The 20,704-nt window shown below is 71.4% G+C and carries 15 protein-coding genes; 11 read left to right on the top strand and 4 right to left on the bottom strand.

Annotated features, from left to right (window positions below):
• Positions 1-529 precede the first annotated feature (529 nt).
• From ACFXAZ_RS19755 to ACFXAZ_RS19730, 6 genes are all read left to right on the top strand, one after another.
• Positions 530-715 (top strand): thiazolylpeptide-type bacteriocin, encoded by a 186-nt coding sequence (locus tag ACFXAZ_RS19755; RefSeq protein WP_384592509.1) that lies wholly within the window; start codon positions 530-532, stop codon positions 713-715.
• Between the two features lie 314 nt (positions 716-1,029).
• Positions 1,030-3,774, top strand: coding sequence for a lantibiotic dehydratase (locus ACFXAZ_RS19750; protein ID WP_384592506.1), 2,745 nt, complete (start codon positions 1,030-1,032; stop codon positions 3,772-3,774).
• A 140-nt stretch (positions 3,775-3,914) separates the two neighbouring features.
• The gene (locus ACFXAZ_RS19745; RefSeq protein ID WP_384592503.1) at positions 3,915-5,069 is read left to right on the top strand and encodes a lantibiotic dehydratase C-terminal domain-containing protein; all 1,155 of its coding nucleotides are present in this window, start codon (positions 3,915-3,917) and stop codon (positions 5,067-5,069) included.
• Positions 5,066-6,937, top strand: coding sequence for a hypothetical protein (locus tag ACFXAZ_RS19740; RefSeq protein ID WP_384592500.1), 1,872 nt, complete (start codon positions 5,066-5,068; stop codon positions 6,935-6,937). Before ACFXAZ_RS19745 ends, ACFXAZ_RS19740 begins: the two co-directional genes overlap by 4 nt.
• Entirely contained in the window at positions 6,937-9,006 is a 2,070-nt protein-coding gene (locus ACFXAZ_RS19735) for a TOMM precursor leader peptide-binding protein (RefSeq protein ID WP_384592497.1), read from the top strand. The genes ACFXAZ_RS19740 and ACFXAZ_RS19735 overlap by 1 nt, the downstream gene beginning before the upstream one ends.
• Positions 9,007-9,073: 67 nt before the next feature.
• Complete coding sequence (locus tag ACFXAZ_RS19730) at positions 9,074-10,855, top strand: thiopeptide-type bacteriocin biosynthesis protein (RefSeq protein WP_384592494.1); 1,782 nt, start codon at positions 9,074-9,076, stop codon at positions 10,853-10,855.
• 98 nt (positions 10,856-10,953) lie between these two features.
• On the opposite strand, the gene ACFXAZ_RS19725 is transcribed toward ACFXAZ_RS19730, so the two are convergent.
• Positions 10,954-11,853 (bottom strand): hypothetical protein, encoded by a 900-nt coding sequence (locus tag ACFXAZ_RS19725; protein ID WP_384592491.1) that lies wholly within the window; start codon positions 11,851-11,853, stop codon positions 10,954-10,956.
• A 162-nt stretch (positions 11,854-12,015) separates the two neighbouring features.
• On the opposite strand from ACFXAZ_RS19725, the gene ACFXAZ_RS19720 reads away from it, so the two are divergent.
• A complete protein-coding gene (locus ACFXAZ_RS19720) occupies positions 12,016-13,329 on the top strand; it encodes a CHAT domain-containing protein (protein ID WP_384592488.1) in 1,314 nt (437 codons plus the stop codon).
• 57 nt (positions 13,330-13,386) lie between these two features.
• On the opposite strand, the gene ACFXAZ_RS19715 is transcribed toward ACFXAZ_RS19720, so the two are convergent.
• The 3 genes from ACFXAZ_RS19715 to ACFXAZ_RS19705 all read right to left on the bottom strand — a co-directional run bounded on the left by ACFXAZ_RS19715 (position 13,387) and on the right by ACFXAZ_RS19705 (position 16,178).
• Complete coding sequence (locus tag ACFXAZ_RS19715; RefSeq protein WP_384592485.1) at positions 13,387-13,971, bottom strand: GNAT family N-acetyltransferase; 585 nt, start codon at positions 13,969-13,971, stop codon at positions 13,387-13,389.
• A 255-nt stretch (positions 13,972-14,226) separates the two neighbouring features.
• The gene (locus tag ACFXAZ_RS19710) at positions 14,227-15,132 is read right to left on the bottom strand and encodes an HpcH/HpaI aldolase/citrate lyase family protein (protein ID WP_384592482.1); all 906 of its coding nucleotides are present in this window, start codon (positions 15,130-15,132) and stop codon (positions 14,227-14,229) included.
• A gap of 278 nt (positions 15,133-15,410) precedes the next feature.
• On the bottom strand, positions 15,411-16,178 hold the full coding sequence (locus ACFXAZ_RS19705) for a FadR/GntR family transcriptional regulator (protein WP_384592479.1): 768 nt from the start codon (positions 16,176-16,178) through the stop codon (positions 15,411-15,413).
• 236 nt (positions 16,179-16,414) lie between these two features.
• Here ACFXAZ_RS19705 and ACFXAZ_RS19700 point away from each other — a divergent pair, with 236 nt between their 5' ends.
• The 4 genes from ACFXAZ_RS19700 to ACFXAZ_RS19685 all read left to right on the top strand — a co-directional run bounded on the left by ACFXAZ_RS19700 (position 16,415) and on the right by ACFXAZ_RS19685 (position 20,538).
• Entirely contained in the window at positions 16,415-17,641 is a 1,227-nt protein-coding gene (locus ACFXAZ_RS19700) for a CaiB/BaiF CoA transferase family protein (protein WP_384592476.1), read from the top strand.
• A 98-nt stretch (positions 17,642-17,739) separates the two neighbouring features.
• Positions 17,740-18,267, top strand: a complete 528-nt coding sequence (locus ACFXAZ_RS19695) for a cupin domain-containing protein (RefSeq protein ID WP_384592473.1) — start codon at positions 17,740-17,742, stop codon at positions 18,265-18,267.
• A gap of 114 nt (positions 18,268-18,381) precedes the next feature.
• The gene (locus ACFXAZ_RS19690) at positions 18,382-19,509 is read left to right on the top strand and encodes an alpha/beta hydrolase family protein (RefSeq protein WP_384592470.1); all 1,128 of its coding nucleotides are present in this window, start codon (positions 18,382-18,384) and stop codon (positions 19,507-19,509) included.
• Between the two features lie 45 nt (positions 19,510-19,554).
• Positions 19,555-20,538, top strand: a complete 984-nt coding sequence (locus ACFXAZ_RS19685) for an ABC transporter substrate-binding protein (RefSeq protein WP_384592467.1) — start codon at positions 19,555-19,557, stop codon at positions 20,536-20,538.
• The last annotated feature ends 166 nt before the right edge of the window (positions 20,539-20,704 follow it).

Raw genomic sequence — 20,704 nt, 5'->3', positions numbered from 1 at the left:
TGCGCATACTCACGGGCGACCGGTACTTCGGAACCATGACAGCTGGCCATGACGGTACACCGGCAGCCCCGATCTCACCGCCCCCATGCGCCACCGCCCCTCCTCCGACGTCATCGGCGAGCGGCATGGCACTCATCAGCCCCTCGGCCCCTCGGCCCGCTGGGCAGGGCAGGACAGGGCTGTGGCGGGGTCGGCACAAATTCACAGCAAAATAGCCCAGGTGCAGCACGGGGAAAAGTTCTCTCAGGAAAGTTTGTCAACTCCCCGGAAATTACCGGCTAAACCTCCGGACCAGCCTCCGATCAACAATCCGATTAGCCTTTTGGTAGCTCTGTCCGCGGCTTAGACTCACCCTCGATCGGCGCTACAGGGCCGATCTGTTCTCGCCTTTACCGCCACAGAACCGCTGGCCCACAGCACGTCGGAACGTGACGCCAGGGGAATTCAGGTGGCGGAACGTGCGGTTCCGTGAACCACCCAGTTTCTGCAAGGTGCACTCCGGCTTGTCCTCTCGTCAAAGGAGACACACATGTCCGATATCACCAGCGGCCTGAGCTTCGAACTCCAGGACCTCGACCTCGGCGAACTCACCGTCACCTCGATGCGTGACACCGTCGCGCTCCCCGAGACCGGAGCATCGGGCGGCCCCAGTTCCTGCTCGTGCGGCTCGTCCTCCTGCGCCCACCCCGAGTTCCCGAAGGGCCTGCTCGGTTAACCACCGGTCGGTGCCAATAAGTACCAGCAGGTACCTGTTACATACAGGTACGTACCTGTAGGGCGAACACCCAAGGACTGACTGCGGTCACGGGCCGCACCGCGCCTCCGTACGACCCGTGACCAGTGCACCACCGGGCAGTCCGTGCTTGCAGCGGTCCGTGCTCCGGCCGATCCTCCGGCAGCCGGCGGGAGCGGTCGCGGGCACGGACCGTACGGCCACCCTGCTCATGAGGCCCCCGGGGCGTCCCGCATGTGGCACCGCAGCCCGGGAGCCATCACCCCCGCATCCGCCACCTCGACGGGAACACTGTCATGCCGCACCCCGCAGGGCCCGCCACCACAGGCAGCCGTTCCAGCACCGGCACGTACACCGTGCGGTCGGCACCGTACGCTCTCGCACGTGCCACCGTGCTGCGCCATCCCGCCCAGAGCCCGGCCGCCGCCGCGTTCCGCTCGGAACTGGCCCTGCTGGCCGCACTGGAGGCCGAGGAATCCGCCCTGCTGCCCGAAGTGTGCGACGCCCTGTACGACAGCCGGAGCGGCCATACCCAGGCTTTCCACCGCGATGTGGTCCTGCCACTGCGCCGCTCGCTGCACAACGGGCGCGCGCCGCGGCCCGCGCTGCTCGACCGCCTCGGTGACCTCCCCGAGCGGGTACCCCGGCTCGCGGACTGGCTGGCGCTGCGGGACCGCAGATCCACTCTGCTGGCCGCGCTGGACCCCGTCGCCACCGCCGCGCTGGCCGCTGAGCGCGAGGCCCTGTCCGCACTGTGCCGGGAGCCCGCGCTGACCCGGGCGGTCGCCCTCACCAGCTCCGACCTGTTACGGGCTGTCGAGCGCGCGGGCACGGGCACGGACGACCGCAGAGCGCGAAAGGAAGAGCCGAGCGTGCTGCGGTACGCCCTGCGGGCCAGCACCAAGACAAGTCCGCTGTCCTGGTTCACCGCAGTCGGCTGGGGCCGGCTGGCCGAGCGGTCCCCGGAGCGCGGTGTCCCGTCCTGGGGGGAGGAGGGCATCCCCACCGGGCCCCTGACCTCCGTGGTCAAGGTCAACCGGACGCTGGTGAGCGTGCTGTCCACGGCGCTGCTGGACGACCCTCGGTACCGCGCCACGCTTCCGCACCGGATGACCAGCACCGCGCGGGTCGTCGACGGCCGCGCGACCTATGCCCGCAGCCGGGTGGTGTTCGCCGGGGGGCGTTACCTCGTCACGAACGAGGACGAGGCCGGGCTCGCCGTCAGCGGTCCGCTGGAACTCATCACCTCCCTGTGCGAAACGCCCGTCATGCCGGAAGAGCTGGCGGCGGCACTGAGCAACGCGGTCAAGGACGCCCGGGGCTCCACCGCCGCGGCGGCGTTCCTGGACCGGCTCACCGGCGCCGGTCTGCTGGTCCCCACCGAGCCGGTCGACCCGCAGGCCGACGACCCGCTGGCCGACCTCGCGCGCTGGCTGCGGGCCTCGCCCGGCGGCTCCTCGATGGCAGACCGTATCGATGAAATCGCCGATGGGACGAGGCAGTTCGCGGACGTCGAGGCGGGGCGGCGGCCCGTGCTGCTCGCCGGGCTCTCGGCCCGCTGGCGCACCCTGCTGGCCGAGGCGGGCCGCCCGGTTCCGGCCCCCGTCACCGCGCTGAACGTCCTCTCGGAGGACGTGGTCGCCCCGCGCCCGATCCAGCTCGGCGGCTTCCTGGCCGACGCCGACCACGAGGCGCTGGGCGAGGTGACCGCCCTGGCCGAACTCTTCGACCTGGGCCATCTGATACGCCGGATCACCCGCGACCGCTTCGTGGCGCGGTACGGGACCGGGGGCATCTGCCACCACCCCTGGGAGTTCGGCGCCGACATCGCGGAAGCCCTGGAGGAGACCGGGCGCCTGGCGGCCCTCGCGCCCCAAGACCAGGACGCGTTCCCCAGCGGTATCGCCGAACTGGCCGCACTGCGCAGGTCCGTGCTCGACGCCGCGCACGGGGGCACCACGGATGACGGCACCACGGATGACGGCACCACGCACGGCGGCACAACTCACGGCGAACTCAAGGGCACCGGCGCCGCGCACGGCCCCCAGGACGCCGCCACCGACCTCGTCCTGCCCGCAGACCTCATCAGGGGCATCGGCGCCCGGCTGCCGGACTGGGCGGTCGAACGCCCCCTGAGCTACTCGTACTTCCTCCAGCGTGACACCGCGGACGGCCTGCTCTGTGTGAACCATGTGTACGGCGGCTGGGGCCGCTTCACCAGCCGCTTCCTGGACTCGATGGATCCCGGCGCCACCGACGAGGTCACCCGGCAGATCCGCCGGGGACTGGGCGACCGGGCCAGGGCCGCCCAGGTCCGCCCGGTCGGCGGCTTCAACGCCAACCTCCACCCGTTGCTCGTCCCGGACGAGATCGGCCCCGACCGGCGCTGGGCCTCCATCGGCGAGCCCGAGGTGGACCTCGTACATGACGAGGAGAGCGACCAGGTCCGGCTGAGGCTGCGCGCCACCGGCGAGCTGCTCGATGTGCTGTACGACGGTTTCCTCGCCCCGGTCGTGCTGCCGCGACGGCTCGCCGCATTCCTGTCCGACCACCCCAACGGGGTCGTCGACTTCCGGGCCCTGGTACCCCAGTACGCCATGGAGGCCCCCGGCGGCCGGGTGATCCGCACACCCAGGCTGCGCCACCGCCATGTCGTGCTGCGCCGGCGCCGCTGGCAGCTGACAGCCGGCGTCGTCCGGACGCTGCGTACCGAACTGGCCGCGGACCATGCGGTACCGGCGGAGACCACGGCCCGCTGGCGCACCCTGCTCGACCTGCCGGAACAGCTCTTCCTGCACCCGGTGCCCGCCGCGCCGAAGGGCCGGGCGGCCGAAGACCTCTTCGCCCAGCTGCGCCTGCCCAAACCGCAGTTCACCGACCTCGGCAACGCCCTGCATCTGCGCTGCCTGGGCAAGTGGCTGTCCCGCCACCCCGATGGCGTGGTGCTGGAGGAGGCTCTCCCCGCGCCCGGCGGCCGGCCCCGGCCCGCCCAGGCCGTCGAACTCGTCGTGGAGACCTACCGCGCCGGACGGCCATCGTGACCTTCCCCGGACCGTACCGACAGCACAGACAGGGCAAAGAGGCCGAGCAGCGCGGACGGACCGAACAGATCGAGCAGGCCGAACAGAGCAGCCGGACCGGCCGGTCCGTGCGACCGGTCCGGAGCGACCAGGAGGCAACCGTGCCCGTGACCACAGCCGATCCCCAGGACGCCAGCGCCCGCGATGTGGTCGCCTACTACCACCAGCCGCTCAAGGGCCCGCTGCTGCGCGGAGCGATGCTGCCGCTCGCCGAACGGTGCACGACCCAGGGCCTGACCGCGCACGTGGAGCGGCACTGGCTGCACGGCCCCCATCTACGGCTGCGCCTGCGGGGACCGGCCGAGCAGGTGACCGAGGCGGCCGAGAGCGCCTCGGCGGTCCTGCGCGACTGGATGCGCGCCCACCCCTCGAAGAGCGACCTGAGCGAGGAGGAACTGCTCACGCGAGCGGCCGAGGCGGGCCGGATCGAGCTGATCGCCCCGCCCTACGGCCCCGTGGTGCCCGACAACACCGTACGGATCGAGCGGGTCGACCTCGCCCCGCTGCGCGCCCTGATCGGCCCCGACGGGGTGAGCCTCCGCGACGACCTGCTGACCATGGGGCTGCCCGCCCTGCGCGCGGCCTCGGAGTTCCTCGGCGAGCATGACGACGGTACGGCAGCGCGGATTCAGTTCGCCGTGGCCGCGCTGGCCGCTCACGCCGCCGCCCACCCCGGCGGGCTGACCGGTGGTCATTACTCCTACGTCTCCCACCTGGAGGACTTCCTCGTCCATGACGACCAGGACGGCCGCATCCGGCGGGCTTTCGCCGACCGCTGGGAGAGCGCGGGCGACGCGGTGACCGCGCTGGTCGGCAGAGTCGCCGACGGCGGGGGCACCGGCTGGGAACAGCGTTGGGCCGACTGGTCCACGGCCGCGTGGGACCTCACCCAGAGCCGTCTCGACGCCGGGGCGGATCTCGCCGGTCTGCCCTACGAGTACCACGCACGGGCCGTCGCCACCGGGGACGCGGGCGCCGAGAAACGCTGGAACCGCGAGGAGCGGACCCTGTACAGCGAATTCCATCAGCTGCTGCGCCGTTCCGACCCGGAAGGGCTGATGTGGAGCCGGCCCGACTATCTGGTCTACCGGGCGTCCACCAACGCCCTGTACCGGCTCCTCGCGATCTGTGACATCAGGCCGCTGGAGCGCTATCTGGCCGCGCATCTCGTCGTCCGGGCCGTCCCGGTACTCACCGGGCACGACTGGCGCAGCCGGGTGGCCACCGTCATCGACGCCGTGGAGCGGACCGCATGACTCCCCGGGCAGCGGGTCCGGGCGCTCCCGGCGCGCCCACCGTCCCCGACGCGGTGGACGCTCTGGCGGGCCGGGAGCTGCGCCCCGGGACAGGCGTCACGCCGCTCCGGAACGGTATCCATCTGCGCGGCTGGCGCTCGAACGTCACGCTGGAGGGGAGTTCCGCCCTGCCCGCGCTGTGGCGAATCCTGGAGGAGGCACTGCGTACGGGCGGCCAGGCAGCGCTGTCGGAGAGCGCGCCCGCCGGTTCCCCATTGCGCCGCGCGCTCTGCACCCTGATCGCCCAACTCGACGCGCACGACCTGCTGGTGGACCGCCCCGGCGACCCCGACGGCACCGCCCCTGCCACCAGCAGCACGGACCGCGCCGCCAGCACCGGGAGCGCCGGGTCACCGTGGCTGCGCGCGGTGGCCGACCTGCCCGGCGCGGCGGCCGGCGCCATCGCCGCCGCCCGGCCACAGGTGCTCGCCGCCGCCCCCGTAGGCCCGCTGGCCCAGGCCGCCGGACGGGCGCTGGCCCGCGGTGGTGCCTCACCCTCGTACGAGGCCGACACCACCGGGTACGGCGGCCAGATCATCGTCACCGCCTCCGGTGGACGGCTGGCCGTCGCCGCCGGAATCCTCGGCGGCACGGGGTTCGTCACCCCACCCGGCAGCCCGGAACAGGTCCGTGCGGACGCGGCGGCGCTGACGGCACGTCTCGGCCCGGACCCGGACGGACGTACGGCGCCTCGGGGCCCGGGCGCGACGGGAGCGACGGAGGCGGCGGGAGTCTCAGCACGTCCGGGCACGACAACCGTGAAAACGTCGGCCGCCCTGGTCCCGCTGGTCGCCGGGGCCGCGGTCCACCGGTTGCTGTGCGCCGTCGCGGGGCTGCCCGACCCCGCGAGCGAGGGGGACGACCAGCGGATTCTCCCGGACCGGCCCTCGGTGCTGGTCGCCGAGGCCCGGCCGCTGCGGGCCGCGTACCACTCCTGGCTCGGCGCCGACCAGCTGGACCCGGACCGGGCGGCGGCCATGTCCCCGCCGCGTACCCTCGCCGAGGCGCTGCGGCGGGTGGCGGCCCTCGGCGACGAACGGGTCGGGGTGCTGGCCCCGCCGCTGCCCGGCACCCTGCCGCAGCTGCCGGTGGCCCTGGTCAGCTGCCGGGTGGCGGGTGCCACCCTGCTCGCGGGGGCGCCCAGGGCCGATCTGGCCCGGCTCGACGCGATCTGCCGGGCCGCCGAACTTCGCCTGGGCGCACCGGGACCCGGGGTGGTGGTCGGCATGGACCCGGGACACGCCTGGGGCCGCGCCCTGCGACGGGCCGTCGTACACACCCCCCGGGACAGCGCGGCCGGGCTCGGCGAAGAACACTGGTCGCACCACCCGCAGGCCCGCCACTGGTGGGCGACGCTCACCGGACGGCTGGGGATACGCGCCACGCTGAGCGTGTTCCGGCTCTCCGCCGCCTCCGTGTTCCACGCCGTCGTCCGCCACGGTCCGGCACCGGGGCTGCCCGACCGGACCCTGGGCACGGCGGTGGAAGCCACTCCCGGTGACGCCGTCGCCTTCGCGGCACTCGCCGCGACGGCACGGGTGCTGGCCGCCGCCCAGCAGGTGACGTACGCGCACGAGAGCCGGCCCAGCGGGGCGGCGGCCCCGATCGCAGCCGCCGGGGTGCGGCTCGCCGGCTGGGAGGACGAGAGCTGGACGACCGGATGGCTGGCCGGACTGGCCGCCCGGGAACCGGCACTGCACACCGCCCTGCGGCGGCTGACCGGGCTGCGCGCCGAGCCGTGGGAGCCGGCCGGCGAGGACGCGCGCGCGGTGGCGGCCGGACTGCGCGGCTGCGGCTTCACCGTACTGAACACCATCGGAGGCGCCTGATGCCCCCACGCCCGCACCCGGTCCCGCACCCGGACCCGGACCCGGTCCGCACGGGTACGACGGACACGACCGGTACAACCGCCCTGACCGGTACCACCAGTACGACCGGTACCAACACGACCGGCATGACCGACGCGCCGGCAGCGCCGGACATGGACGACTGCGGCACGGCGGCAGCCCTGTCGGCCGTCCTCGCACCGCTCGGTGTCCCCGTCCTCGACGCCAGGGCCGCCCTGGCGTCCACCGGCGGCCCGGCTGTCGTCCTGCTGGAGGAGTGGACCCTGGGCCTGGCAGAGGAGTTGAGCCGGCACGCGCTCGGCCACCCGGTGGTCCATGTTCCGGTGCGCTTCGACGGCGCGCTGACCGTCGTGGGCCCGGCCCTGCGGCCCGGCGCCGCGGCCTGTCTGTGCTGTACCGAACACCAGCGGCTGGCCACCACCGGCGGCCGGGTCCCCTGGCAGAGCCCGCGCATGGGGCTGGCCGGACTGGCCGCCCCCGCCCTGGCGGAGGCGGTCGGCGCCCTGGCCGCGGACCTGCTGGCGGAGGAGCCGGGGGCGGCGGACGCGGGCGCCACCGTACGGACCGTGCACCACGCGAGGGCCACCTGGTCCACGCACCGGGTCCGCCCGGTCGGCGGCTGCGCGGTGTGCGCGCCGCTCCCGCCGGACAACGCGCCGGACGCCCGGCTGCCGTCCGTACCCCGGCCGCTGCCCGACCCGTCCGTCCTGCGCGGCCCCAACCCCCGTACGGACACCGCCGGGCTGCGCGCCGCCCTGCACGACGAGCGGTTCGGTCCGGTTCGCAGGATCATCCGGTCGGAGGACTCCGTCTTCGGCCTGACGACCGCGTATGTCACCGACGGCCGGCTGGTGGACGACGGCGGGTACGGCCGGGCCACCGACTACGACAGCAGCGAGCGGGTGGCCCTGTTCGAGAGCGTCGAGCGGTTCGCGGGGATGCGCCCGACCGGCCGCCGGACCGTGCTGCGCGCCTCCTTCGCCTCGCTGGGTGGCGAACGCGCGGTGGACCCGGAGCGGCTCGGTCTGCCCGACCCCGCCTTCCACGGACACCCCGCGTCACGGACCGTCCCGTACACCCCCCAGCTCGAACTCGACTGGGTCCACGGCTGGTCGCTCACCCACGGGCGCCCCGTCGCCGTTCCGGAGCACGTCGCCTACTGGGATGTGCCGGGTACGGACCGGCCGCGCGTCGTGTATGAGTCCTCCAACGGCTGCGGGCTGGGCAACAGCCCCCAGGAGGCCGCCCTGTACGGCCTGTTCGAGGTCGCCGAACGCGACGCGTTCCTGATGGCCTGGTACGCGGCCACCCCCCTGCACCGGATCGCGCTGCCCGCCGACGACCCCGACGTGGCCCATCTCGCGGACCGGGCGGCCCTGGCCGGTTACGGTCTCACCCTGCTGGACGCCACCAACGATTTCGCCGTACCGGCCGTCATCGCCGTCTGCCGCTACCGGGGCACCCACCCGGCAGCTCCCCGGGCGTTCCTGGCCGCCGGGGCCCACCACGACCCGCGCACCGCCATCCGCTCCGCGGTGGCCGAGGTCGTGACCAACGTCCATGAGTCCGCCCACCGCGCCGTCGCCGACGGCCACCCGCGCGACCCGGAACTCCTGCGCCCGATGCTGGAACGGCCGGAACTCGTGCTGTCCCTGGACGACCACGTCGGCCTCAACACCCTCCCGGAGGCCCAGTCCCGGCTGGACTTCCTGTTCGCCGACACCCGCGAACTGGATCTGCGGGACCTGTGGCCGGGGGCTCCGGAGCCGGTGACCGACCTGACCGAATTGCTCGACCGGACCGTGCGGCGGCTGTCCGGCGAGGGTCTGGAGGTCATCGTGGTCGGCCAGGACGAACCGGGCCTACGCGAGCGGCTCGGCCTGCACTGCGCGAAAGCCGTCGTCCCCGGCTCACTGCCGATGACCTTCGGGCACGTCAACCACCGCACCCGGGGACTGCCCCGGCTGCTGGAGGTCCCGTACCGGCTGGGACGCACCCCCCGGCCCCTGCGCTACGACGAACTCGCCCTCCACCCACACCCCTTCCCCTGACCCCTCCCCACCTTCTCTGACCCCTTCTGTCAGGGGCACCCTTCCCTCCAGCCGCCGAGGACCTCGTATGACCGACGGACCCGTCTCCGAAACCGCCCTCCCCGAACCCGTTCCGTCCGAGCCCGCCCTCTCCGAAACCGCCCTCTCCCCCGGCTGGCACAGCCTCCACCTGTTCCTGCACACGAGCACCGAGGACACCGACGCCTTCCTCACCGAGGACCTGGCCCCCCTGCTGGACCGGCTCGTCGCGGAACAGGAAGCCGCCGGCTGGTTCTTCATCCGGTACGGCGAAGGCGGACCCCACTTGCGGATCCGGGTGCGCGCACCCGCCGCTGCCGCCGTGGCCGAACTCCCCGGCGCGCTGGCCCGCCTCGCCAAGGCGCGGCCCGCCGTGGACGGCCCATGGCCGTCACACCACGGGGAGGTGCGGGCGGTGCCCTACACGCCCGAGACCGGGCGTTACGGCGGGCCGCTCGCCCTGCCGGTCGCCGAGGACATCTTCACCGTCTCCTCCAGGGTGGCGGTCGAGGCCCTGCGCCGGACGCCACACGGGGCCGAACGGCTCATCCTCGCCGCGGACCTGGCCCACACCACCGCGTCCGCTCTCGGTATGGACCGGCTCACGGCCGCGCGCTGGCTCAGACGGCACGCGGCCGGGTGGCGCTGGATCACCGAGGTCGCCCTGCTGCCCAGCGCGGTCGTGCACACCAGGGTCAACTCCGTCTACGCGCTCCAGCGGGAGGCGCTGACCCGGCGGGCCGAGGCACTGCGGGAGAGCCTGGAGCGGGACACCGCCGCGCCCTGGCTGACGGAGTGGGCCCAGCGGGTACGGTCCGCCGACCAGTGGCTGCGCGCGTGCTACGGCGAGGCGGACGCGGACGCGGACGCGGATGCGGATGCGACGGAGGCCGGCCGCCGGCCGGCGTGGGTATGGGCGTCCCAGCTGCACATGCTGTTCAACCGGCTGGGCGTCACCCCCGACGAGGAGCGGGCCGTGTGCCGCCTTGCCGCCCGCACCCTGCTGGACCCGGGCGAGCCGCCCGCCTTCTTCGCCGCCGGACACCGCGCCCCGGACCACCAGTATCTGGAGCAGAGCAAGTTCCAGATCGGGCGGAACGCGGACAGCGCCGTACGGCCCCTGACGCCGATGACCGCGAGCGGCGCCACCGCAGTTGCCGTGGCTCTGCCGGAGATCAGCCTCCCCGCGGACCCGCTGCCCGATATCTCACTGCGTACCGCGATGACCTCACGGACCTCGGTACGGGGCGCCCTGCGCGCGCCACTGACCTCGGCCGGACTCGGCACCCTGTTGTGGAACGCCCATGCCGACAGCCACCACTCCACACAGCGGCTGGCCGACGGCACCGTCCGCCATCTCACCCACCGGCCCTACCCCAGCGCGGGTGCGCTCTACACGACCGGGCTGCGGGTGTTCGTTCTCGGCGTCGACGGCGTCCCTCCCGGCACCTACCAGTGTGTGCCGCAGCGCCGCGCACTGCGGCGGATCGGACCCGTACCGCCCGTCGAAGAGATCAAGGCGCTGTCCACCTATCTGTCCCGGTCACCCGACGACCCCGACTGGATCGGCATCGACGATGCCCCCGCCGTACTGGGCCTGTACGTGGATCTCGGGCTGCTCCGGCAGCGTTACGGTCTGCGGGCGCTGCGCCTGGGGCTGCTGGAGGCCGGTCATCTCGCCCAGACGCTGGTGCTGACCGCCGCCGCGCTGGGACTGGCCACCAGCACGCTCGCCGGGATCCACGACGATGTCGCGCACGAGCTGTTCGGCCTGGACGATCTGGACCAGCCCCTCCAGTACCTCATGCCGCTGGGCCGCGCGGCGGGCTGACCGTACGATCGCCTTCCAGCTCCTGGCGGTCTTTCGGTCGACCCGGCGGCCCCGTTCGGCGGCGTCGAGCAGTCCGGGCCGGAGGGCGCGCGCCGCGATCACGTGGCGCCCGGCGGATCACGGGGTGGAGCGGGCGGCGGGTCCTTGCGCAGCGTGGTGGTGATCGCGTCGCCGACCTCCCTGGTGAGGGCGGGCCGTTCGCCGGTCAGGCCGAGTTCCTGGGCCAGGGTGATGGCGTGCAGGTCGACGGTGGCCTCGACGAGATCGGCGAACACCTCCGTCGCCACGCGGCCCCGGATCCATGCCGTGGCCGCGACGGCCGCGGCGGCGGCCAGCGCCGGCCACCACCAGACGCCGAGCAGCAGGTACAGCGTGGCCCATCCGGCGAGCCCGAAAGCGGCGCCGTAGGCCTCGCGGGCGGAGAGGAGTTCAGCCCGGACCGCATCGGGCACCGTCAGCCAGAGCCGGGGCCAGGCGGCCCCGAGTTCCAGGTCATAGGCGTCGTACACCCGCTGGTCGGCCGCGTGGAGGCGGTCGCCGATCCAGGTGGGCCGCCGGGGGCGGACGAGGGCGATGGCATCGCGCCGTTCGATGGCCCGGGCGAGTTCGGCGCGGGTCCCGGCCGCCTCGCACGCCGCGTCGGCCTGCCGCCAGCGGTGGACGCGGCGCCGGACGAGAAGGTGTGCGGGCCACCGGTCGCCCCGACTGGTCCACAGGCGTTCCACGACGACGGCCGACGCTCTGGCGCACAGTCCGGCCAGCGTGCCCGCCGCCAGCACACCGGCGGCCACGACGAGGATCGCACCGGCGCTGGAGGCACCTGGGTCGGCGGCCAACCGGTCGATGGCGGCCTGGAGTTCGGCCAGGTCCAGGGCGTGGGCGTGTCCCAGCACGACGGCGGCGGCCATACCGGCGACGTAGACCACCCCGGGCAGGACGAGCAGGGCGAGCCACTTCTCGGCGGCCTTGCCGGCGAGGGCGGCCAGAAAGGCGGTCACAGCCGGGCCCGGCCATAGACGAAGGGCAGGCCGGTCATCGCGCAGACGGGGGCCTCCGGGTACAACTCCGCGCTCGACAACCGCTCACAGGGGTGGGCGGCGGGGCAGGTCCACCCGGTGCAGCACCTCGGCAGGCCGGAACGGGCCGTGGAACTAATGGAGTTGTCGCGCGGAATCCTGCACGGTCGAACGCTGGAGGCCCGTGACCTCCGGCTGCTGCGGTACCGGGCACCCCAGCTCCATGCCGAGTTCCTGCGGCTGCGCGCCGCCCTCAACGCCCGTGCCCGCGACGGGAACGACGGGAACTGGGACGACCTGATGGGCCGGATCCGGAGCCTCGACGGCGTGGCGGGCTTCCTGCGGGCGCCCTCGGTCCAGGGGCTGCGCCGCCACGCCGATCAGGGCCCGGTAGTGATCGTGAACATCACCGAGCGCCGCTGCGACGCGCTCATCCTGCGGGCGGACGCCGAACAGAGCGTCCTGCCCGTCCCGTTGACCGGACTGACCCAGGCCGACGTCATCGCTCACCTCCTGCGCCTGAATCGTGCCGTCTTCGCCGCCCCGAACGACCCGTCACTGTTCACCCGTCGGGATGCCCAGCGGGACCTGGCCGAGATCCTGAGCTGGCTGTGGGACCGCGTCACCGCACCCGTGCTCGACGCGCTGGGCCTCACCGCCCCGCACTCCGCGACGCAGCCCCCGCCCCGTATCTGGTGGTGCCCCGTCGGCCTGATGGCGTACTTCCCGCTCCATGCCGCCGGCCACCACGGCAGCGGCGGGAAGGCGACGGTGATGGACCGGGCGGTCTCCTCCTACACCACCACCGTGCGCGCCCTGACCGGCCGAGTCGGTCCCCCGGCGGCCGGTACGACCCCGCACACACTGGTCGTGGCGGTGCCGGACGCCGAGAACGCCCCCTCGCTGCCGGGCGCGGCGGCAGAGGCCGCGGTCCTCACGGAACTGATGCCGAACGCCATGGTCCTGTCCGGCGCGCAGGCCACGTACGAGAATGTCGTCCACGCGCTGCCCGCCTACCCCGTCGCCCATTTCTCCTGCCACGGCCTCACCTTCTGGGAGAACCCCGCCGCCGGCATGCTGCTGCTCCACGACCACCTCACCCGGCCGCTGACCGTGGAACAGCTTTCCGCCATGGAACTGCCCTACGCGGATCTCGCCTACCTGTCCGCCTGCAGCACCTCCAGCACACACCCGAACCTCGCCGACGAGGCACTGCACATCACCGGGGCCTTCCAACTCGCCGGATACCGACGCGTCATCGGCACCCTCTGGCCGGTCAACGACACCACCTCGCTGGAGATCACCCGCGCGACCTACGCCGACCTCACCCACGGAGGCAGCACCCCACCCCGCACCGAACTCTCGGCCCAGGCCCTGCACAGCGCCGTACGCGCCCTGCGCGACCGGTATCCGGCGAGCCCCTCACTGTGGGCCGGATATGTCCATGTCGGTCAGTGACGGACCGGTACCCGTTCACGGCACCTCGCCGCTCGCACCCTGCCGACTCGCACTGCATCAACCGGGGGCTGCCAACTCACCCTGCCGTAGCGCCGAGATGTGCACCGGTTGCGCGGCAGTGCTCCCCATCGCCCCGGGCGGGCGCATCATGAATACGTCTATCGGGTTCTGGGCTTCCACGACGAATCCGTGGCGCTCGTAAAGCCGGCGGGCCGCACTGCCCTGCACGACGTTCAAGCCCACGGTCATGCCCCGCGTGTCCGTTCGCTCCAGTACCGTCCGCAACACGGCGGATCCGAACCCTCGGCCCTGATGGTGCGGAGCAAGGTAGAAGTGCTCCAGCCACTGTCTGCCCTCGATGGGCCGGACCGTGACGCATCCTGCGAGGTCACCGTCGATCATGATGATCGACGTGTGTTCCGGAGAGAAGGAGTCCCGCAGCCGCTGCCGTACCCGGTGCTCGTCGTAGCGCCCAAGACGTTCCAAGTCCGCACGCATGACCACGGCCCGCAGCTCCGCGATCACCTCGACGTCCGCTGCCAGCGCGTTGCGCAGCACCCAGCCCGCGGTGTGCGCGGACGTGGTCCGTGCAGGCACCGCCGTGTCCGATCGCGTGCCGCTCCCCATCACCCCAGCATCCATGACCGGAGTATTCCAGCCCGCTCGCCCCCTGACAGACACATGGGTGCCTCAGCCGAATCCCCAATCCCAGGGCAAAACCCAATCGCGGACCGGGTAGTACCCAAACGGCAACAGGGCCTCCGGGAGCCGCTCGGAATGGGGTCGTACCCCCGAGCCACCGGGAGCCCCTGCCTTCCTGCGCGTACAACGGGCGGATCACCCCGGCGGGAAACCCGTTCGAGCCGCACGTGACATCAGCGGTTGAGATGCGGCTTCTTACGCCGAACCGCTTCCCAGTCGTGGCGATTCGCCCGCGCGGCGCAGCAGGCGACGTGCTGCCTGTCCGTTGGCCGGGTCGAGCATCCGTCCGCGGTCGGTCGTGACGCCGACGCCCGAACGCGCGGCTTCGTCCAGGGCGGCGACCACACGGTGAGCGTCCGCGATCTCCGCAGCGCTCGGCATGAAGACCCCGTTGATCGTGTCGAGCTGTTTGGGGTGGATGGCGACCTTTCCGTCAAAGCCCAGGGTGCGGGCGATATCGCACTCGCTCTTCCAGACACTCGGGTCCTGGAGATTCATCGACGGTCCGTCGATGGCGGGCAGATCGCCGGCTGCGCGGACGTCGCAGACGAAGCGGCTCTTCGGATAGTGAAATGCCAGGCCGTCCGGGGTCCAACGGCCGCCCAGGTCCGCCATGAAGTCGCCGGCCTCCGCACCCGCGAAGGACATCGCCACCACGGTGGGCGCCGCACAGGCGATGGCATCGACGTACCGCAGTGCCGAGCAGTCCTCGATCACCGGGACGATCCCGATCGTCCCGGGGCGCAGCCCCTGCTTGAGTTCGGCGGCGCGCAGTTGTTCGGCAAGGTTCTCGATGTCGTCAGGACCGGCGACCTTCGGCACGATCACGGCGTCCAGCCATGGGCCGATCACCGTGGCCAAGTCCCTGGCGATCTCGGTGGTGCCCACGGGGTTCACCCTGATGAGGTGGGTCACCTCCGGATCGTCGGACGCGGCCAGCGCCTGGGCGGCGGATCGTCGGGCCTTCTCCCGCTGCGACGGGTGCACCGCGTCCTCAAGGTCGACGATGACCCCTCCCGGGCGCGCGGCGATGGCCTTGGCGATCCGGTCAGGTCGATCTCCGGGACAGATCAGCAGGCTGCGCCAGTGTCCGCGCCTCATGAGGCGACGCCATCGGCAGGTCGGTCCGCTGCACCGGAGCGGGCACTCGCCGCGGCGAGTGGGGGGCCGGGTGTTGCTGGGACGTGGGCCTGATCCAGCCATATCAGAGGTGCGCTCACTGCTCGCATGATCCTCATCTCCTTGGTCATCCGACATCTCCTTGGTCACGCCGCACGCCACACACCACAGGCCGCACTCCGCACGCCACACATCAGACGCCGACCGCCAGCCCGCCAGTTCGCCTCCGGCGTGGAGCCACCGGCCCAGCGGTTACGGCGTCACGCGGTGGGCGTCTCCCCCGCCGCCTTGCTGGCATTCGACAGCACAAGCTGCCGGCCGCGTACGAGGAAGGCGTGGATGGCTGAGTCCGCCGCCGCCGCGTCCCGCCTGGCAACGGCGTCCACGATGGCGAGGCGTTCGTCGATCAGCTTGCGAGCGACCTTGCCCCACATCTCGCTGCTGATGAGGGCCGCCTCCCGCGCGAGGGCGATGTGTTTCTGGGTCAGGAAGTGCGACATCGCGATGAGAAGGCTGTTGTGAGAGATCTGCACGAGTGCGCTCATGAACCGTTCGATGGCGGCGGCGTGCTCGGTCTCCGAGTGCGTGGGGGCGCGGAAACCCTCGGCCGCCTCTCGCAGTTCGCGGATCTCGTCGTCGGTCGCTCTCTCCACACCGAGGCTGACCGCCTTCCCGTACACAAGATCGGAAAGGTCCAGCACGCTTTCCAGGTCGACCTTCTCCAGCTCGACCACCGCCTGCAACGCCTGGGCCAGCACCGAATCCGACTCGGCGGTCACATAGGTCCCCGAGCCGTGCCGGGCTTCGACCAACTTCAGCGCGCTGAGCGCCCGGATCGCCTCGCTGATGGTCGGTGCGCTCACCCCGTAGTACACGGCGAGGTCCTTCTCGGAGGGGAGCTTCACCCCTTTCTCCAGCGCTCCCGAGTAGATCTTTGAACGCAAGTGGTCGGCGACCTGATCGGCAGCACGTGGCCTCGCCCGCCTGAAACCCTCGGATTCGAAGGCCGACGAGGTGTTCGTGGTCATCCCGGCTACTCCCTCTGAGGTGACCGGGCCGGCCCTCAGCCGACTTACTCCAGCCCCCGGCACCACACCGTAACATTGCCCAGCTCTCCAAGTCTATTGCTCTCTTGGGTGCTGGGAGCTACGGTCTGGCCCATCGGAAGGTGTCCGGGTCGCTCCCGCGGCGTCCGATGAACGGCCCCGAAGACGTCGGCCAAGCGGTAGGCGGCGTCTTCCGAGCAAGAAACAAGGAGCGCACGATGCCCACTCCGACCAGGCCGAACGACGAGGGCGAGCCCTCGACGGAACCCCTTGATCCCCACCCACGCGAAACGGCCTCGCTCCCGCTGACCGGTATCCGGGTACTTGAACTCGGCACATTCGTCACGGGCCCGTACGCCGCGGCGATGCTCGGCGACCTGGGTGCCGACGTCATCAAGGTCGAGCCACCCGCGGGTGATCCCATGCGCGGGTGGAGCGACGACGCGTACAGCCCGTACTTCCAGGCGTACAACAAGAGCAAGCGCTCCATCGCCCTCGACCTGCGCACCCCGCGCGACCGCGAGGTGGTCCACGCCCTGATCACCCAGAGCGACGTGCTGATCCACAACTACCGGCCCGGCGTCGCGGACCGGCTGGGCGTCGGTGCCGAGCAGGCGAGGAAGCTCAACCCACGGCTCGTCTACTGCCAGATCAGCGGCTTCGGCGAGTCCGGGCCGTATGCGAAGCGGCCGAGCTACAACCAGGTCGTCCAGTCCATCAGCGGCCTGGACAGTCTCATCGTCGACGAGGCCCTCCCCGCACCGGTGGGCCCGAATTTCGGCGACACGATGACCGGCATCTACGCGTCGCACGCGCTTCTCGCCGCGCTCCTGAGGCGCGAGCGCACCGGCGAGGGCGCCGTCGTGGATGTGACGATGCTCGGCTCGATGCTCTCCTTCCTCGGCGCGGACGTGCAGGACTACCTGGTGAGCGGGATCGCCCCCCGGTCAGGGTCACGACCGGCCTTCTCCCAGTCCTACATGGCCGAGGCCGGGGACGGACTGCCGCTCACCATCCACCTGTCCTCGCCGGAGAAGTTCTGGCGGGGACTGCTCGCGGCGATCGAGCGTCCCGAGCTGGCCGACGACCCACGCTTTCGCACCTGGGCCGACCGCAAGGAGCACTACGCGGAGCTGCGGGAGGAACTCCAGGGGGCCTTCGTCCGGCACCCCCGGGTGGAGTGGCTGCGCCGCCTGGAACAGCACGACGTACCGTCCGCGCCCGTGAACGACATCGCCGAAGTACTGGCCGACCCGCAGGTGGCCCATCTCAAGGCGGTCGTGGAACTGTCCGGCGACGGCGGGACCCGGACGGTCATCGCGTCGCCCGCACGCATCGACGATGTGTCCATGCTGGGCACGCCGGCGCCCCGGCTCGCCGAGCACGACGAAGCGATCCGAGCGGAACTGGGCCTCGACGCGGCGGTATCACCGGAGTCGTCCTGAACGCGGTCCCTCGCCACCACTGGCTGGACGACGTCTCCGCACGGTTCGCGAGCCCTGTATGCCGGGGCACGACACAGAAGAAACGGATCAGGATAAGCATGGCGAAGCTCCATCGCTACGTGATCGGCCAGGACGCGCAGGGTGTGTCCAAGGTCGTCGACACTCGGCTCTCCAACGCTCAGCATCGCGAGGGCTACTACTGGCGGTCCACGCTCTGGATCACCCAGTCATATCCGCCCAGCACCGACGCGGATGACCTGTCGGCCGAGGTCACGGCCCGTGAGCCCGGACCGTCCGGCGTGATATTCCGCGCGCTCGAAATCGCGCCGGACGACCCCGACCCCGCCCGGCACCGGTCGGTCATGGCCGAGATCCACAACGCCTTCGACCAGTCCCACATGCCGAGCGAGGCCGATCTCAGGCTTCACCCGGGTATGCACCGCACCGCGACGGTCGATTTCGTGACCTGTGTGTCAGGATCGGTGTTCCTCGTGACCGACACCGATGAAGTGCTGATGACTCCGGGGGACACCGCCATCATCCGTGGCAACAACCATGCCTGGAGCAACCGGTCCGACACACCGTGCCTGCTCACGGTCGTCCTCGTGAACGCGGCGGACCACTGAGAGCGAGCCCATCCGAAATGTGGTGGCCAGCAGCGGGCGACGCCGCTGCCGCTGCCGCTGCCGCTGCCGCTGCCGCTGCCGCTGCCGCTGCCGACAGGAAACCGGAAACCCACGATGACCACAATCACTGAGCGGCCCGTCGACCACGCACTCGCCATTCTCCGCAAGCGCGCCCAGGTCGGCCTGAATCCCTTCTTCTCCGTCTCCGCTGCGCAGGAGAGCGTGGCGGCCATCGATCAGCTCCGCTCACCCGCCTCCGACGAATGGGCCGGGGCCTTTCTCCACCTGGCGTCGGACTGGGTGACACGGGCGGAGGAGGCCGGCCCCGGTTCCGAGCACGCGGCATCGGCGTGGATGAAGGCCTACGACTACGCTCACATCGCCCGCTACCCCTGCGTCGACACCCCGCTCAAAGGTGACGCCCACGATCGCAGCGTCGCGTACTTCCGGCGGGCACATACCGACAGAGATGACATCGAGTTCGTGGAAGTCACCTCGGCACTCGGTCCGCTCCACTGCGTGCTGGCCCGCCCCGAGGGCGCCGGCCCGTTCCCCCTCCTGGTCGCTGTCGGCGGCCTCGATGTGTGGAAGGAGGAGCTGGTCACCGTCGTCGTGGGTCCCTACATCGCGGCGGGGTTCGCGGTGCTGGCCGTCGATGCGCCGGGAACAGGAGAGTCTCCCGTCCGGATGACACCGGCCGCCGACTCCCTGTGGGACGCGATCCTCGACTGGGCCGACACCCGACCGGACCTCACCGGTTTCCGGTCGATCCTCGGTACGAGCCTGGGCGGCTACTGGGCCGCCCGGGCCGGCCACACACACGCGCGGCGTTTCCACGCGGCGATCAACCACGGCGGCCCGGCGCACTACAGCTTCCAGGCCGAGTGGCTCGACCGCTGGGTGGACCGCGGAGAGTATCCGTGTGCGTTCACCCGTGCCCTGGCAACCGTCATGGGCAGCGCGGACGAGCACGAGTTCACGACCTCGCTCCCGGCCCTGTCACTCCTGGACACCGGAATCATCGACAGCCCGAGCGCGCCGATGATCCTGGTCAATGGGGTCCACGACCGCACGATCTCGCCCGAGGACATGTATCTCCTGGCGCGCCACGGGCGCCCGAAGTCCATCCGGCTCTACGAAGCGGGCCATATGGGCTTCACCCCGACGACCGTCCCGACCATCGTCGAATGGCTAGTCGACATGACCCACCGCGACCGGCACGCGGCCGACGTCAGCAGCTAGACGGCACCACCAGTTCCTGAACGACTGTGTACAAGGAGGTACCCGGTGCGTTGCAACCCACGTTCACTCCCCGCGCTCGGCGCGGCCCTCGTGACTCTCACGCTGATCTCGGCGTGCGGCGGCACGGACAGCTCATCGACCGGGACGCCCGAATCCAGCGGGCTCCGCGAACTCCGGGTCGGAGTGACGGCGACCGCGAACTCGCTGTCCGTGTACACGGCGGAGGCGGAAGGCATCTTCGCCGAACACAACATCAAAGTCGACTACGTGACGGTCACCAATGGTGCCGAGGCCATACCGATGCTGGTGAACGACCAGCTCGATGTGACCATCGGAGACGGGTTCGGCACCATCTCGGCAGCCACCAACGGACTGCCGCTCTCGGTCTTCGGAATCTCGACGATCCAGCCGAGTGACGTGGCCCTCGATCCCGCGATCATCTTCACCAAGGACAAATCCGTCACGGTGGACGACCTGGCGGGGAAGAAGTTCGCGGTGAGCGCGCTCGGCGGCTATCACGAGCTGTCGACCAAATCCACGATCGACACCCTGGGCGGCGACTCGGGCAAGGTCGAGTACGTGGAACTCGCGCCCGCCTCGATGGCTGACGCCGTCGAGAGCGGCGATGTGGCGGGCGCGCTGATCACAGAGCCCTACTCGACGGCGGCCGAGCAGCGCGGACTGTACCCGCTCGCACCTCAGGCGGTCGGCACTCAGGGTGTGTCCGGAACCTTGTGGGTGGCCACGAAGGACTCCGCGGCCAACAATGCCGATGTCCTCGCGGATTTCGCGGCCTCGGTCGAGGAAGCGGGGCATCTGGTGAACAAGGACCGGGACCTCGCCCGGACCGTCGCCGCGACCTATATGACCGTGGAACCGGAGGTGATCAAGGTCATGCGATTCCCCACATTCACGGACAGCCTGACCGACTTCTCCAGCCTCAACACGCTCGTGGATCTTGCACTCAAGTACAAGATGCTCGACAAGGAGCCGGACATCGACTCGCTCACCGTCGATCTGACGGGATGAGCCGGTGAGTTCTCTAGTGGTGAACGGCGCCGTGCGCCGTATCGGAGAACTCCGCTCGGCCGGGGTTGCGCGACCGCACCGACCCGGCGCGGGAAGCCTGGCCGGATTGGCGCTTGCGATCACCGCGATCACGGGCAAAGCAGAAAACAGGCAAACCGCCCTGGGC

It is taken from the genome of Streptomyces sp. NPDC059477 (assembly GCF_042749375.1).
Lineage (GTDB): Bacteria > Actinomycetota > Actinomycetes > Streptomycetales > Streptomycetaceae > Streptomyces.
Note: the sequence above shows the minus strand (reverse complement) of the source record. Positions and strands in the feature narration are given on the sequence as shown.